Raw genomic sequence first — 13723 nt, forward strand, 5'->3', positions numbered from 1 at the left:
TTCGCGGTACGAGGAAGGCCCCCGGCAGCGCCTGGCGCCGGGGGCCTTCCTCATGCTCGGATGCTTACTTGTACTTGCCGTAGTAGCCGGTGAGGTTCTTCAGGTCGCACATCGCGGAGCCGACGAGGCACAAAGGGGAAGCGTACTTGCTCTTGTAGACCCAGGTGACGCGGCCACCGTTGTAGATGTAGATCTCGTGGTTGGGCATCTGCCGGTGGTTGCCAGAGCGGATTTCCCAGCCTCCGCGGGTTATGTGGAACGTCAGGGCGCCGTCGATGGCTCCCTTGACCTTGGCGACACCGCCGCAGAACGGGTTGGTGGAGTGGGTCACCATGCGGATGTCGGCGTATCCGGAGCCGGCGCCGAGCTTCTTGACCTTCATGTCCTTGGCACTGGCGGTCTTCTTGGCGACCAGCTTTTTGTTGGACTTCTTGTAGACGTGGGTGGCCTTGACGGAGGTGGATCCGCTGACCTTGTGACTCTTCCAGTCGATGACGGCGGACGCGGAGGTGCGGTAACGGGAACTCTTCCAGTCGAAGCCCCGGTTGTCGCCGCCGTAGACGTACTTTGAGCCCCAGTACTTGCACGCCTTGGGGATGGGCTGGTTGATGTACTTCTCGGGGATGAACGTCGTCCACGTCAAGGTGGTGGTGGCCGCCGCCTTGGCGGCCGCGGCCTGGGTGGTGGCGGTGCGCTGGACGGCTGCCGCTTCGGTCTCGCCGCGGTTGACCTCGGGCACGGCGACGGTGAGGCCCCAGGTGCGGGCGGTGGAGGTGTCGCCCTTGAGCTCGGGGATGATCCGATACTGATAGGAGGCGCCGGCGGTGGCGTTGGTGTCCTTGAAGGTGGCCTGGCCCGGCTTGGTGGTGGTGAGGGGAGTTTCGTCGCGGACGATGGTGTAGCGGGCGTCGGCCGTGTAGGGCTTCCAGGACAGTGTCACAGCCCCCGGGGCGGCAGCGGAGGTCACGCCCCGGTCGGCCAGGGCGCTGTTGACGAGGGCGGCCTGGCCGCCGCTGGTGCGACCGATGCCCAGGTGCTGTTCGACGAGGTCGGAGCGCTGCTGTGTGCTCAGGGGTGCCGGGTTGCCGGGGGCGTCGGCGGCAGCTGCCGACGTGGTCAGTCCGGCGAGGGGGCTGGCGACGAGCGCGACAGCGGCGAAGGAGGCTTTGACACTGGCGCTGCGGGAGCCGACGGTGCGGGAGAGGTTCGATATTCTTGACTGCACGTGTTCTCCATCGGGGATCTGATTGGGGGTGGCGCGGTTGGGGCGCGAAGATTTCGAGCCCTCCCTTGTGCGCGAGGGAGACTCGCAGCGTGGGATAAACATTCGATTGACGACCTAGTGATCGAGCTGTGACGGCAGGTAGCCGTGAGCTCGGATATCCGTGGTGACGGATCCTCAAAGGCTTCCTGCGGGACCTGTTCACATACGTCGCCGACGGATGCGTCGAAACCGATCGTGATGAGGTGCTGCGGCTCGCCGGTCCGACTGGCGGGCGACACCGCGACCTCAGCGACGCCATACGCGCCGTGCATCGACCAACCAGACCCGTGGTGGGGTGATGCAGGGCGCGGTTAGCGGTTGACCTGGGTCATCAGCTCGCGGTTGGCCGTCCGGGCGGCGGTGAGATCCTCGTCCCGTTCGGTAAGTTCCGCGCGGAGGTCGAGGATCTGCTGCTCCAGCTCGGCGACCCGGCGGGTGAGCGTTTCGACGTCTGCCGGGGCGCCGAGGCCGGAGGCTTCCCAGACGGCCTGTCCGAGTGCCTCGGACAGGCGCCGTTCAAGCCGGGTGATGTGCGCGGACAAGCGGCTGTTGCGGGCCGTGAGGTTCGCGACGTCGGCCAGCAGCGACTGGCGGCTGACCTGTGTGGCCACCGCTGCGCGGGTCGGGGGCTCGGCCGCGCGGGCGAGAACGGCCGCGTGCAGGTCGTTGTGACGGTGGATCAGGCTACGGTGAACGCCGGCCGCGCGGGCGACCGAGGAGACGCTGATCTCCTCGCCATTGGCGGCGAGCTGGTCCAGGGCTTTCAGGACGCGGGACCTGCGGCGTTCGGAGTCCGCAGCCCGGGCCTTGGCCAGGTGGTCCGGTGATGTGGTCATGCGTCGCGCTCCAGCCGCAGGTTCGGCTCCGGGGCCCGGATGCCGGGCATGCCGAGGGAGACCGTGCGGGTCTTGCGCAGGGTCCGGGTGGCCTCCTTGATCTGCTGGGGCAGGTGCGGGCCGGCGCGATGGCGGGCTGGACGGGGACCCGCTCCGCGGTCTGGAGCGGTGGTGTGGCGTGCGTGGCCTCGGTGGCGCTGCTCACCGCGGCGATGCCGAAGCTGCTGACGTACGACTCCGAGACCGACGAGGACGCGGTACGCAGGCGGGTGGCCAGAGCATCCAGCTCCTCAGCGGTCTGAGGAGCGGGGGCTTCGCCCCCGGACCTCAGTCGCCGGACGGGCTGGACCGTCACGCCTCCGGGTCGGGCGGTGTGTCCCGGTCGTGCCACTTGGGGTCCGTCTCCCATTCGAGATTCCGCTCCTGCGCCGTCTCCATCGCGTGCCGCGCCTCCTCGGGGGAGGCATACGGTCCGAAGCGGTCCTTGGCCGGGCACTCGGGGCCCTCCTCGACCTTCTGGTGCTGCAGGCAGTAGTACCACTCGCCCGGTTTGCCGACCGTGCGCTTCTTGAACAGGGCCATGTCCGGCTCCTTCCCTCGGGGCCATGCTGCCCCACGCACGCTGGTTAGACTCGCTGACATGTCTGGCCAGTCGCTGCTCGTACCCGGGGAGATCACTCCCATCCGTTCCGTGCCCGGAAACATCCGGCGCCCCGAATACGTGGGCAAGCCGGCCCCCACCCCGTACACCGGTCCGGAGATCCAGGACGCCGGCACCGTCGAGCGCATGCGCATCGCGGGGCGAATCGCCGCGCAGGCGATGGCGGAGGCCGCCAAGCACATCGCCCCGGGTGTCACGACGGACGAACTCGACCGGGTCGCCCATGAGTTCATGTGTGATCACGGCGCCTACCCGTCGACGCTCGGCTACCGCGGATTCCCCAAGTCGCTCTGTTCCTCGCTCAACGAGGTGATCTGCCACGGCATCCCGGACTCCACGGTGCTGCGCGACGGCGACATCGTGAACCTCGACGTCACGGCGTACATCAACGGTGTGCACGGCGACAACAACGCCACGTATCTCTGCGGCGACGTGGACGAGGAGTCCCGGCTGCTCGTGGAGCGCACCGAGGAGTCGCTGAACCGGGCCATCAAGGCGGTCCGGCCCGGGCGGCAGGTCAATGTGATCGGGCGGGTCATCGAGTCGTACGCGAAGCGCTTCGGGTACGGGGTGGTGCGGGACTTCACCGGGCACGGAATCAGTTCCTCGTTCCACTCCGGACTGATCATTCCGCACTACGACAGCCCGCACGCGACCACCGTGATGCAGCCCGGCATGACGTTCACCATCGAGCCGATGCTGACGCTGGGCACCCATGAGTACGAGATGTGGGACGACGGCTGGACCGTGGTGACGAAGGACCGCAGGCGCACCGCCCAGTTCGAGCACACGTTGGTGGTGACGGAGACGGGCGCCGAGATCCTGACGCTCCCGTAACCACCGACGACACGGATCCTTGGGTTTCCCTGAGTTTCCTTCGGATTCCTTCGAAAGCGGCCATCTCCGGGTGGCCGCTTTCGCGTGCTCCCGCGCGGCGGCGGAATCAGGCGTATCGTTTTACCGACAGACCGTCGGGAAGTTATTGACTTAGGTAAGCCTAAGTAGGAAGATCGGAGTTGTCGACAGCAGCCGCCGTACGCGGTCGCTGCCGCCTTTTTTCCGTCTCTTCCCGGACATTCCCGTCCCCTCGGTCCCCGGAGGCCCGCCTTGGACGCAACCGCCGCCGCCACCCCCTTCTCGACACTCATCCGCACCGCGTCGCACGAACAGCACACCGAGGCGGAGACCTCGACCTTCATGAGCGATCTGCTGGGCGGGCGCCTGGGTGTGGACGCGTACGCGCGCTACACCGAACAGCTGTGGTTCGTGTACCGGGCACTGGAAGAGGGGGCGCAGGCACTGCGGAGCGACCCGGTCGCCGGCCCGTTCATACAGTCCGAGCTGATGCGTACCGCCGAACTGGAGCGTGATCTGGCCCATCTGCGCGGTGCGGACTGGCAGGAGGGCCTGGAGCCGCTGCCCGCCACGGCCGCGTACGCCGCCCGGGTCGCCGAGTGCGCCCGTACCTGGCCCGCCGGTTACGTCGCGCACCACTACACGCGCTATCTCGGCGACCTCTCGGGCGGCCAGATCATCCGCGACAAGGCGGAGAAGACCTGGGGCTTCGCGCGCAAGGGTGACGGGGTCCGGTTCTATGTCTTCGAGGAGATCTCCAACCCCGCCTCATTCAAGCGGGATTACCGCGAACTGCTGGACGCGGTGAACGCGGACGACCTGGAGAAGCAGCGCATCGTCGACGAGTGCAAGCGCGCGTTCGCGCTGAACACGGCGGTGTTCCGGGAGTTGGGCGAGGTGTTCGCGCTCAGCGCATAGGGCCCCGGCGGCGCGGCCGGCGGGGGGACCGGAGTGCACCGGCCACCCCCGCCGGCCGCGCCGTCTTGTCCTCAGACGCCGGACGGGTTCGATCGAACAGCCGGCAGGACGCGGCCCCCGATGTCCACCGTGCCGTCCGGTGCGGGTGCGGTGAGGATCCGGGAGCCTCGTCCCTGCCTGATGTCGAGGGCGCGGCCCAGCTCAAGTCGCCGCCGATCACCCGGGCATTCAAGCACCGCTCGGGTGACGGCTCTGCGACCGGGCCGTCACCCGGGCGGTGTTGCCCGGTGGTGCGGACGGATCAGACGGTACGGCGACGGCGGGCGGCGATCACCACTCCGGCGCCGGCCGCCACGACGACACCCGAGGCGGCGAACAGGGCGCCGGCCGGGATGCCGGAGCCGGTGGCGGCGAGGGAGCCCGAGCCACCGACCGAGCCGCCGACCGACCCACCGCCCACGCTGCCGCCGCCCGCGAGGCTCGTGGAGCCGGTGCCGCCCGTGCCGCCTGTACCGCCCGTGCCGCCCGGGAGTTCGGCGTCCTTGTCGAGGGCGACCGCGACGGTCAGTGCGTCGAGCGGCTCACCCGCCCGGTACATGCCGCCGAAGGCCTTGGTTCCGTCGGCGGTGAGGGTCGCCGGCACGGAGGAGAGGGTCACCACGCCGTTCCTGGCCGCGAGTTCACCCTTCGGCAGCTTCAGGTCGGCGACGGCGAGACCGGTGTAGGTGGTGACCTTCTTGGTCTCGCGGTCCTTGGTGGAGACGTCCGCGATCAGTCTTCCCTTTGTCCCGTTCACCTGGATCTCCACGTTGGTCAGGGAGAGATCGAGGGTGTACGCGCCGTTCTCCTCGTGGCCCAGGAAGCGGACCTTGCCGTCGAAGTCCGCGTCGAGGGTCTGCTTCCCGGCGTCGAAGTGGCCGGTGGCATCGGGGAATCGGTAGCCGTCGCCGGACGCGGTGGCACCGGCGGTCGTCTCGGCCTTGCCGTGGGCGATCGGGCCGGTGACGTACGTACGGAAGGACTTCTTGACGCCCCAGTCCAGGGTGCCGTCGACGATCGCGCCCTCGTCCGCGGCGGCCGGCTTGCCGGTGGCCGGGGCGGAGGAGGACGGGACGGACGGGGAGGGGGACGCGGTCGAGGTGGGACGTTCCGTGGGGTCGGTGGCCGGCTTCCCGGTGGGCTCCGTCGTGGGCTTCCCGGTCGGTTCGGTGGTCGGCTTCTGGGTCGGCTCCTCGGTCGGGGCCGAGGCCACGTTCACCGAGAGCGTGGCCGGGTCGAGCGGGTCGCCCTCCTTGTACTGGCCGTTGAACGCCTCGGAGCCCGCCTTCGTCAGCGTCGCCGGGATGTCCTTGAAGACCATCGCACCCTCCGTGCCCCGGCCCGGCTTCACCGCCGACAGGTCGAGGGCCGCGAACACCACGTCGTCGCGGGTGCCTTCCGGCGTCGTGACATCGACGGTGATCGCGCCGCCGCTACCGGTCGTGGCGAGCTTCACGTCCGAGAGCGTGATGTCGAGAACGCCGCCGTGGGCGTAGAAGCTGACGCCGCCTTCGAAGGCCGTGTCGGTGCCGTGCGTGGCCGTGTCGTAGGTGCCCTTGCCGTTGGCGAAGGTGAACACACCGTTGTCGGGTGCCTGGGTGGCGCCGTTCTTGACGGTGATCTTCCCGCCGGAGAACGCGGAGGCGAGGTACGTGCGGAAGGACTCCTTGACGCCCCACTCCAACATGCCGTCCTGCAGTGCCAATGTCGGTGCGGCGGCTGCCGCGCCCGCGGGGGCGGCGCTGTCGGCGGCGAGCGCCGGAAGGGCGAACGCGGTGGCGCCGAGGGCGGCTGCCGTGGCGACGGCGGCGGCGAGAGCTATGGGGCGGCGGGGGGCTGCCATGGTCGGTGGTCTCCTCATGAAGCGACAGAAAGTGACAGGAAGTGAATCGAGGTGGGACGGAGGTCTAGTCGGTGCTCTGCCGGGCTCTGCGGCGACGGGCGACGTACAGCGCGCCCGCCGCGGCGGCGAGCACGCCCGCGCCACCGATGCCGGGATACAGCCCGGTGCGGGAACCGGAACCGGAGCCCGACACCGACGCCGCGGTGGTGGCGGTCTTCTCCGTGGGCGCTTCGGACGGGTCCGGGGCGCTGCCCAGGTCGGGCAGGGCGGGCAGTTGGGCCTTGGCGTCGACGGCGACGGCCAGCGAGACGGGGTCCATCGCGGTTCCCGCACGGTAGAGCGAGCCGAACGCCTCGGCGCCGTCGGCGGTGAGGGTCGCGGGAGCTTCGGTGAGGACGGCGAGGCCGTCCTTCGGTGCGAAGTCCTTCGCGGTGAAGGTGACGAGCGGGACGGCCTTGCGCCGGTCGCCGCCGCTCAGGACGTCGGCCGAGAGCGTGCCCCTGCCCGCCTTCACCCGGACCGCGACCGCGGAGAGCTGCAGATCGAGCCCGTCGGCGCCCGTGAAGCGGACGCTGCCCGCGAAGGCGGCGTCCAGGGTCTGCCGCTTCGGGTCGTACGTGCCCTCGCCGCGCGGGAAGCGGAAGAGCGCCCCGCCGTCCTGGGCGCCGTCGGCGAGGGTCCACTTCCCCTTGCCGACGGCGCCCGTGACGTACTCGCGGAAGGTCCGGCGCACGCCCCAGTCGACGGCGGCGTCCTCGAAACGGCCCACGGCCTTCTCGGTCTTCTCGGTCTTCTTCTGCTCCGCCGGCTTCTCGGGTGACCTGGTCGCGGCGGGCTTCCCGGCCGGTGCGGTGGTGTCCACGGAGAGGCTGATCGGGTCGAGCGGCGTGCCGGCCGTGTAGTAGCCGGCGAACGCCTTCGCGCCCTGTGCGGTCAGGGTCGCCGGGACGTTGCTGAGGACGATGGGGGTGGCACCGCCCCTCATGTCGATCCCGGACAGCCCGAGCGTCGCGAGCGGCACCTGCGCGGCCGACGTGACACGGCCGCTCCCCCGGTCCTTGCTGACCATGTCGGCGTACACGGTGCCGTTGCCGCCCGTGATGCGGACGGTGGGGCTGCTGACGGTCAGGTCCAGTTCATGGCTGCCGTCGGACTTCCCGTGGCCGATGAAGCGGATCCCGCCCGCGAAGCCCGAGCGGAAGGCGCCGGTCGCCGGGTCGTAGGAACCGGTGGCGGAGTGGAAGCGGAACTGGCTGCCACCGACCGTGGCGGCGCCGCCGGTCAGGCTCCAACTTCCGTTGGCGATGGGGCCGGTGACGTAGCTCTGGAAGGAGGACTTGATGCCCCAGTCCAGTCGGCCGCCCTGCACCGTGCGGCTCGCCGCTTGCGCGGTGGTGGCCGGGAGCAGAGCTCCCAGCAGTGCCGCGAGAAGCGCGACGGTCAGGGCCTGTCCGGGCGTGCGGGCAGGTCTGGACGGCAGCATGGGGGACCCCTCCGAGGTCTAGCGAGTCAGGTAAGGCTAACCTAAGCCATGCGCATTCCGTGGTGGGTACCCCCTTCCACCGCATTGCTCGCAATCCATTGCCAACTGCTCACCGCAGAAAGACAGGACGGTGCCCCCGTGCGCTTCTCGCAGGACTTCGCCCAGCCGGGTCAGGACTTCCGGCGGCCGGGGCGCGGGCCGGTCAGGACCCGTGGACAACTGGGCACCCTGACGGCCGTCGTCGCCCTGACCCTCCTCCTGACTGGCTGCGGCCGGGATACGCATACGGGGACCCCCGCCGCCCATCGCAAGAACGTTCCGGCCGACCGCGTCGAGCCGCTGACCACTGCCCCGGAGCCGCACCTGCCGGTCACGGTGAAGTCGGCGGACGGCGCCGAGGTCACCGTCACCTCGGCGGAGCGGATCGTTCCGCTGACCGGCAGCCTGAGCGAGATCGTCTTCACGCTCGGCCTCGGCCGGCAGGTCGTGGCCCGCGACATCACCGCGACCTTCGAACAGGCGGCAGAACTCCCGGTGGTGACCCGCGCTCATGATGTTTCGGCGGAGAGCGTGCTGTCGCTGAAGCCGACCGTCGTCCTCGCCGACACCACGACCGGCCCCGAGGAGGCCATCGACCAGATCCGCGACGCGGGCATTGCGCTGGTCGTGGTCGAGCCGGCCAGGGAACTCGCCGATGTCGGCCCCCGGATCGACACCGTGGCGGCGGCCCTGGGTGTGCCGGACTCGGGCGCGGAACTGAACGCGCGCACCCGGTCCCGGATCGACGCGGTACGGAAGTCCGCGCCCGCCCCGGCGGACGGAACGCCGCCGGGGCGCGAGAAGCCCCGGGTCGCCTTCCTCTATCTGCGCGGCTCGGCCTCCGTCTATCTGCTCGGCGGCCGCGACTCCGGCGCGAGTTCGCTCATCGAAGCGGCCGGAGCCGTCGACGCGGGCAAGGCGTCGGGGCTGAAGAAGGACTTCACCGCCATCACCAGCGAGGCCCTCGCCAAGGCCGCCCCCGACGCCATCCTGGTGATGAGCAAGGGGCTCGAATCGGTGGGCGGCGTCGACGGCCTGGTGAAGATCCCGGGCGTCGCCGAGACCCCGGCCGGGATGGACCGGCGGATCGTCTCCATCGACGACGGCGTGCTGCTGAACTACGGACCGCGCACGGACCGGGTGCTGAGCGAACTGATCGCGCAGCTCCACCCGAAGGACGAGGCGGCCAAGTGACCACCTCGTACGAGCAACGCACCCGGCCGGCCACCACGGCGGCCCCGGAACCGCGGGCGCCCCGGCCCCGCCGCTCCACCGCCTTCGCCCTGACCGCGGGGCTGCTCACCGCTCTCGTGGTGTGCTGCCTGCTCTCCGCCGGGCTCGGCGCGTACAGCATCCCGCTCGGGGATGTCCTCGGCTCCGTCCAGCACCGGCTCGGGCTCGGCGGAGCGGCGCTGGACCGGGTCGGTGAGAGCGTGCTGTGGAACGTACGGCTGCCGAGGGTCGTCCTCGCCCTGCTCGTCGGGGCGTCGCTGGGCTGTGCGGGCGCCCTGATGCAGGGCGTGTTCGGCAACCCGCTCGCCGAGCCGGGGGTGATCGGCATCTCCTCCGGTGCGGCGGTCGGCGCGGTCGCCTCGATCGCGCTCGGGCTGAATTTCTTCGGCAACTGGACCATCACCGTCTGCGCGTTCGCCGCCGGGCTCGCGACCGTGCTGCTGGTGTACGCGCTGTCGCGGTCGGGCGGGCGGACCGAGGTCGTGACGCTGATCCTCACCGGGATCGCGGTCAACGCCTTCGCGGGTGCGCTGATCGGGCTGTTCGTCTTCTTCGCCGACAACGCGCAGATCTCGCAGATCACGTTCTGGCAGCTGGGCTCGTTGGCTCAGGCGACCTGGCCGAAGGTGCTCGCCGTGCTGCCGTGCGCGGCGTTCGGGCTGCTCGTCGCGCCGTTCTACGCCCGGAAGCTGGACCTCCTCGCGCTCGGCGAACGGCCCGCCCGGCACCTGGGGGTCGATGTCGAGCGGCTGCGGATCGTGCTCGTCCTCGTGGTGGCGCTGCTGACCGCGGCCGCGGTGGCGGTCGCCGGGATCATCTCGTTCGTGGGGCTGCTCGTTCCCCATCTGCTGCGGATGGCGAACGGTCCCGGGCATCGCTTCCTCGTCCCCGCCAGCGCGCTCGGCGGCGCCCTGGTGCTGGTGGTGGGCGATCTCGCGGCCCGTACCGTCGCCGATCCCGCCGAGCTGCCGCTCGGTGTGCTGACCGCGCTCTTCGGCAGCCCGTTCTTCTTCTGGCTGCTGCGCAGGACCCGTCGCAGACAAGGTGGTTGGGCATGAGTGCCTTGAAGAACCCGTTCCGGGTGCGCGGCCGGCGGCTGCCCGTCCCCGTCTCCCCCGGCTCCCCCGTCGCCGAGGCGCGCGGGCTGCGGGTGCGGCTGGGGCAGCGGCCGGTGCTCGACTCCATCGAGCTGACCGCGCACGCGGGCCAGGTGCTGGCGCTCGTCGGGCCCAACGGGGCCGGGAAGTCGACGCTGCTGGCCGCGCTGGCCGCCGATCTGCCCGCCGAGAGCGGTGAGGTACGGATCGACGGGCGCCCGGTCGCCGACTGGTCGGCCGCCGAACTGGCCCTGCGCCGGGCGGTGCTGCCGCAGTCCGCCGCGCTGTCGTTCCCGTTCCCGGTGGCGGACGTCGTACGGATGGGACGGGCGCCTTGGGCGGGGACGGAGCGGGCGGACGAGGACGACCGGGCGGTCGCCGCGGCGATGGCGGCCACCGAGGTCACCGAGTTCGCCGGGCGTCCGTTCTCCGCGCTGTCCGGCGGCGAACGGGCCCGGGTCGCGCTGGCCAGGGTGCTGGCGCAGCGCGCTCCGCTGCTGCTGCTCGACGAGCCGACGGCCGCGCTCGATCTGCGCCACCAGGAGCTGGTGCTGCGGATCTGCCGGGAACGGGCCGCCGCCGGGGACGCGGTCGTCGTCGTGCTGCACGATCTGGGGCTGGCCGCGGCGTACGCGGACCGGGCGGCCGTGCTGCGCGACGGGCGGATCGCGGTGGCCGGCCCGCCCGCCGAGGTGTTCACCGGCGAGCTGCTCGGCGAGGTCTACCGGCAGCCGGTCGAGGTGTTCCCGCATCCGCGGACCGGGGCGCCCCTCGTCGTACCGACACGAAGGACTTGACCTCCGTTTGACCATTCCGTGATGCCGTCATGAGGCAGTCGTGATCGACCCGTTCCCGTAGCGCCGGGGTGAGAGGTGAATCACTGCACGGGTGGGTACCAGTCAGGTAAGCCTCGGTTAAGTTAGGTCTGCCTCACCTGCCTTTGTCCGACCGTCTTTGTCCCGTTCTCCTCCTTCTCCTTCATCTTCTGTGGAGCCCGTATGCGAGCCGTTCGTTTCTCCGTCGTCACCGCTGCCGCCACGGTGGCAGCCCTGACCGCCGTCACGGGCTGTGCACAGAAGAGCGACGGCAAGGGCGACGGGGCTCTGCAGGTCGTCGCGAAGGACGACTCCTGCGAGGTCTCGAAGAAGAAGCTGCCCGCCGGTCACATCGAAATGGCCGTGCAGAACAAGGGCTCGAAGGTCACCGAGGTCTACGTCCTGTTCCCGGACGACCGCATCGTCGCCGAGCGCGAGAACATCGGGCCCGGCACCAAGGCCACCATCACGGCCGAGATCAAGGCCGGTTCGTACGAGATCGCCTGCAAGCCGGGCATGAAGGGCAACGGCATCCGGCAGAAGATCGAGGTCACCGGCGCCGTCACGGCCAAGCGCAGCCCCGAGATGGACAAGGCCGTCGCCGAGTACCGCACCTACGTCCAGGCCCAGGCCGACGAGACGCTGCCGAAGGCCAAGAAGTTCACGGACGCCGTGGCGGCCGGGGACATCGAGGCCGCCAAGAAGATCTACGCGGATTCCCGGCTCGGCTGGGAGCGCACGGAGCCGGTCGCCGAGTCGTTCGGTGACATCGACCCGAAGGTGGACCTCCGCGAGGACGGCCTGGAGGCAGGCCAGAAGTGGACCGGCTGGCACCGTCTCGAAAAGGCGCTGTGGCACGACAAGAAGCTCGGCGCCGAGGAGAAGGCCCTCGCGCCGGTCCTCTACAAGGACCTGCTCGACTGGCAGAAGCGGGTCGGCACGGCGGACATCACCCCGACGTCGATGGCCAACGGTGCCAAGGAGCTCCTCGACGAGGTCGCGACCGGCAAGGTCACCGGCGAGGAGGAGCGCTACAGCCACACCGACCTGATCGACTTCAAGGGCAACGTCGAGGGCGCGCAGAAGTCCTACGAGCTGCTGAAGCCGGTCGCCTCGAAGAACGACCCGGCGCTGACGGCGTCCCTGGACAAGCAGTTCGCGGCGCTGAACACGCTGCTGGACAAGTACCGCAAGGACAAGAGCTCCTACGAGTTCACCTCGTACGAGAAGGTCGGCAAGGCCGATCGCAAGGAGCTGTCGGACGCCGTCAACGCGCTGGCCGAGCCGCTGTCCCGGCTCGCCGCCGCGGTGACGAAGTAACGGGCGGGGAGAGACCGGTCATGCCCGATCAGAAGCAGGAGACCACCGAACCCGCGGCGGCCTCCGGCGGCCCCGCCCCGTCCCGCCGGGCGCTGCTCGGCTGGGGCGGCGCCGGGCTGGCGCTCGGCGCCGTCGCGGCCGGAGGCGCGGTCGCCGCGGTGCGTCCGGGGAGCGACCCGGTGCCGGCCGCGGACAGCGGGGCGGCCGTGCCGTTCCACGGTGCGCACCAGGCCGGTATCGCCACCGCCGTACAGGACAGGCTGCACTTCGCCGCGTTCGACGTGACGACGAAGGACCGCGCCGAACTGGTCTCGCTGCTCAAGGAGTGGACCCGGGCGGCCGAGCGGATGGCGGCCGGTCACGCGGTCGGCGAGGGCGCGTACGGCGGTCTCGCCGAGGCCCCGCCGGACGACACGGGCGAGGCGCTGGGGCTCAAGCCGTCCCGGCTCACACTCACCATCGGCTTCGGCCCCTCGCTCTTCGCCAAGGGCCGCTTCGGCCTGGAGGACAAGCGTCCCGAGGCGCTCGTCGATCTGCCGAAGTTCCCCGGTGACAACCTCGACGCGGCCCGCAGCGGCGGCGACCTCTGCGTCCAGGCCTGCGCGGACGACCCGCAGGTCGCGGTGCACGCCATCCGCAACCTGGCCAGGATCGGCATGGGCCGCACCGCGATCCGCTGGTCCCAGCTGGGCTTCGGCAAGACGTCCTCGACGACGCCCGACGCCCAGACCCCGCGCAACATGTTCGGCTTCAAGGACGGCACCCGGAACATCTCCGGCACCGACACCGCCGCCCTGGACAAGCACGTGTGGGTGGGCGAGAAGGAGGACGCGGGCTGGATGACCGGGGGTTCGTACCTGGTGGCCCGGCGCATCCGGATGCACATCGAGACCTGGGACCGCACATCGCTCCAGGAGCAGGAGGACGTCTTCGGCCGCGACAAGGGCGAGGGAGCCGCGGTCGGCAAGCCCAAGGAGCACGACGAGCCGTTCCTGAAGGCGATGCTGCCGACCGCGCATGTGCGGCTCGCCCACCCGGACAGCAACAGCGGCGCGACGATGCTGCGCCGCGGTTACTCGTTCACCGACGGCACGGACGGCCTCGGCCGGCTCGACGCCGGGCTGTTCTTCCTCGCCTACCAGCACGATTCCCGCAAGGCCTTCATCCCGTTGCAGCGGAGTCTCGCGGCGCACGACGCGCTCAACCAATACATCCAGCACGTGGGTTCGGCGCACTTCGCCGTCCCGCCGGGCGTCCGCGACAAGGACGACTGGTGGGGCCGGGCGCTGTTCTCGTAACGGGCCGAAGCAGAAAAGGAGA

The 13723-nt window shown here is 70.4% G+C and carries 12 protein-coding genes and 2 pseudogenes; 8 read left to right on the plus strand and 6 right to left on the minus strand.

Annotation, left to right across the window (positions count from 1 at the left end):
• Positions 1 to 64: 64 nt before the first annotated feature.
• Positions 65 to 1225 (minus strand): hypothetical protein, encoded by a 1161-nt coding sequence (locus OG936_RS08840; RefSeq protein ID WP_406493720.1) that lies wholly within the window; start codon positions 1223 to 1225, stop codon positions 65 to 67.
• Positions 1226 to 1575: 350 nt separating this feature from the next.
• On the minus strand, positions 1576 to 2100 hold the full coding sequence (locus OG936_RS08845) for a DUF6262 family protein (protein WP_406493722.1): 525 nt from the start codon (positions 2098 to 2100) through the stop codon (positions 1576 to 1578).
• A gap of 104 nt (positions 2101 to 2204) precedes the next feature.
• Between OG936_RS08845 and OG936_RS08850 the strand changes: the two are divergent.
• Positions 2205 to 2402 (plus strand): annotated as a pseudogene (locus OG936_RS08850) (MFS transporter); the annotation flags it as partial.
• A 49-nt stretch (positions 2403 to 2451) separates the two neighbouring features.
• Here the strand turns inward: OG936_RS08850 and OG936_RS08855 are convergent.
• Complete coding sequence (locus OG936_RS08855; protein WP_266745821.1) at positions 2452 to 2682, minus strand: hypothetical protein; 231 nt, start codon at positions 2680 to 2682, stop codon at positions 2452 to 2454.
• 58 nt (positions 2683 to 2740) lie between these two features.
• Here OG936_RS08855 and map point away from each other — a divergent pair, with 58 nt between their 5' ends.
• On the plus strand, positions 2741 to 3598 hold the full coding sequence (gene map / locus OG936_RS08860) for a type I methionyl aminopeptidase (RefSeq protein WP_406493724.1): 858 nt from the start codon (positions 2741 to 2743) through the stop codon (positions 3596 to 3598).
• A gap of 270 nt (positions 3599 to 3868) precedes the next feature.
• Positions 3869 to 4534 (plus strand): heme oxygenase (biliverdin-producing), encoded by a 666-nt coding sequence (locus OG936_RS08865; RefSeq protein WP_383750560.1) that lies wholly within the window; start codon positions 3869 to 3871, stop codon positions 4532 to 4534.
• 71 nt (positions 4535 to 4605) lie between these two features.
• Here OG936_RS08865 and OG936_RS08870 read toward each other — a convergent pair.
• From OG936_RS08870 to OG936_RS08880, 3 genes and pseudogenes are all read right to left on the minus strand, one after another.
• A pseudogene (locus OG936_RS08870) lies at positions 4606 to 4734 on the minus strand (PhzF family phenazine biosynthesis protein); the annotation flags it as partial.
• 101 nt (positions 4735 to 4835) lie between these two features.
• Complete coding sequence (locus OG936_RS08875; RefSeq protein ID WP_406493726.1) at positions 4836 to 6416, minus strand: HtaA domain-containing protein; 1581 nt, start codon at positions 6414 to 6416, stop codon at positions 4836 to 4838.
• Positions 6417 to 6480: 64 nt separating this feature from the next.
• Positions 6481 to 7899: an HtaA domain-containing protein gene (locus OG936_RS08880; RefSeq protein ID WP_406493727.1), complete on the minus strand. Its 1419-nt coding sequence runs from the start codon at positions 7897 to 7899 to the stop codon at positions 6481 to 6483.
• A gap of 138 nt (positions 7900 to 8037) precedes the next feature.
• Between OG936_RS08880 and OG936_RS08885 the strand changes: the two genes are divergently transcribed.
• The 5 genes from OG936_RS08885 (at position 8038) to efeB (ending at position 13701) form a co-directional block, all read left to right on the plus strand.
• Positions 8038 to 9132 (plus strand): hemin ABC transporter substrate-binding protein, encoded by a 1095-nt coding sequence (locus OG936_RS08885; protein WP_406493728.1) that lies wholly within the window; start codon positions 8038 to 8040, stop codon positions 9130 to 9132.
• Positions 9129 to 10229, plus strand: coding sequence for a FecCD family ABC transporter permease (locus OG936_RS08890; protein WP_406493729.1), 1101 nt, complete (start codon positions 9129 to 9131; stop codon positions 10227 to 10229). The genes OG936_RS08885 and OG936_RS08890 overlap by 4 nt, the downstream gene beginning before the upstream one ends.
• Positions 10226 to 11065, plus strand: coding sequence for a heme ABC transporter ATP-binding protein (locus tag OG936_RS08895; RefSeq protein WP_406493731.1), 840 nt, complete (start codon positions 10226 to 10228; stop codon positions 11063 to 11065). Before OG936_RS08890 ends, OG936_RS08895 begins: the two co-directional genes overlap by 4 nt.
• Positions 11066 to 11266: 201 nt before the next feature.
• The gene (gene efeO / locus OG936_RS08900) at positions 11267 to 12403 is read left to right on the plus strand and encodes an iron uptake system protein EfeO (protein WP_406493732.1); all 1137 of its coding nucleotides are present in this window, start codon (positions 11267 to 11269) and stop codon (positions 12401 to 12403) included.
• Between the two features lie 20 nt (positions 12404 to 12423).
• On the plus strand, positions 12424 to 13701 hold the full coding sequence (efeB, locus tag OG936_RS08905) for an iron uptake transporter deferrochelatase/peroxidase subunit (RefSeq protein WP_406493733.1): 1278 nt from the start codon (positions 12424 to 12426) through the stop codon (positions 13699 to 13701).
• Positions 13702 to 13723: the final 22 nt, after the last annotated feature.

Origin of the sequence: Streptomyces sp. NBC_00846, from assembly GCF_045207325.1 — a bacterium.
Classification (GTDB): Bacteria; Actinomycetota; Actinomycetes; order Streptomycetales; family Streptomycetaceae; genus Streptomyces.

Excerpts from the sequence above, each read along its gene's own strand:
- OG936_RS08875 (WP_406493726.1), bottom strand. The coding sequence starts at position 6,416 with ATGGCAGCCCCCCGCCGCCCCATAGCTCTCGCCGCCGCCGTCGCCACG.
- OG936_RS08895 (WP_406493731.1), top strand. The coding sequence starts at position 10,226 with ATGAGTGCCTTGAAGAACCCGTTCCGGGTGCGCGGCCGGCGGCTGCCC.
- map (WP_406493724.1), top strand. The coding sequence starts at position 2,741 with ATGTCTGGCCAGTCGCTGCTCGTACCCGGGGAGATCACTCCCATCCGT.
- efeO (WP_406493732.1), top strand. The coding sequence starts at position 11,267 with ATGCGAGCCGTTCGTTTCTCCGTCGTCACCGCTGCCGCCACGGTGGCA.
- OG936_RS08880 (WP_406493727.1), bottom strand. The coding sequence starts at position 7,899 with ATGCTGCCGTCCAGACCTGCCCGCACGCCCGGACAGGCCCTGACCGTC.
- OG936_RS08855 (WP_266745821.1), bottom strand. The coding sequence starts at position 2,682 with ATGGCCCTGTTCAAGAAGCGCACGGTCGGCAAACCGGGCGAGTGGTAC.
- OG936_RS08845 (WP_406493722.1), bottom strand. The coding sequence starts at position 2,100 with ATGACCACATCACCGGACCACCTGGCCAAGGCCCGGGCTGCGGACTCC.
- efeB (WP_406493733.1), top strand. The coding sequence starts at position 12,424 with ATGCCCGATCAGAAGCAGGAGACCACCGAACCCGCGGCGGCCTCCGGC.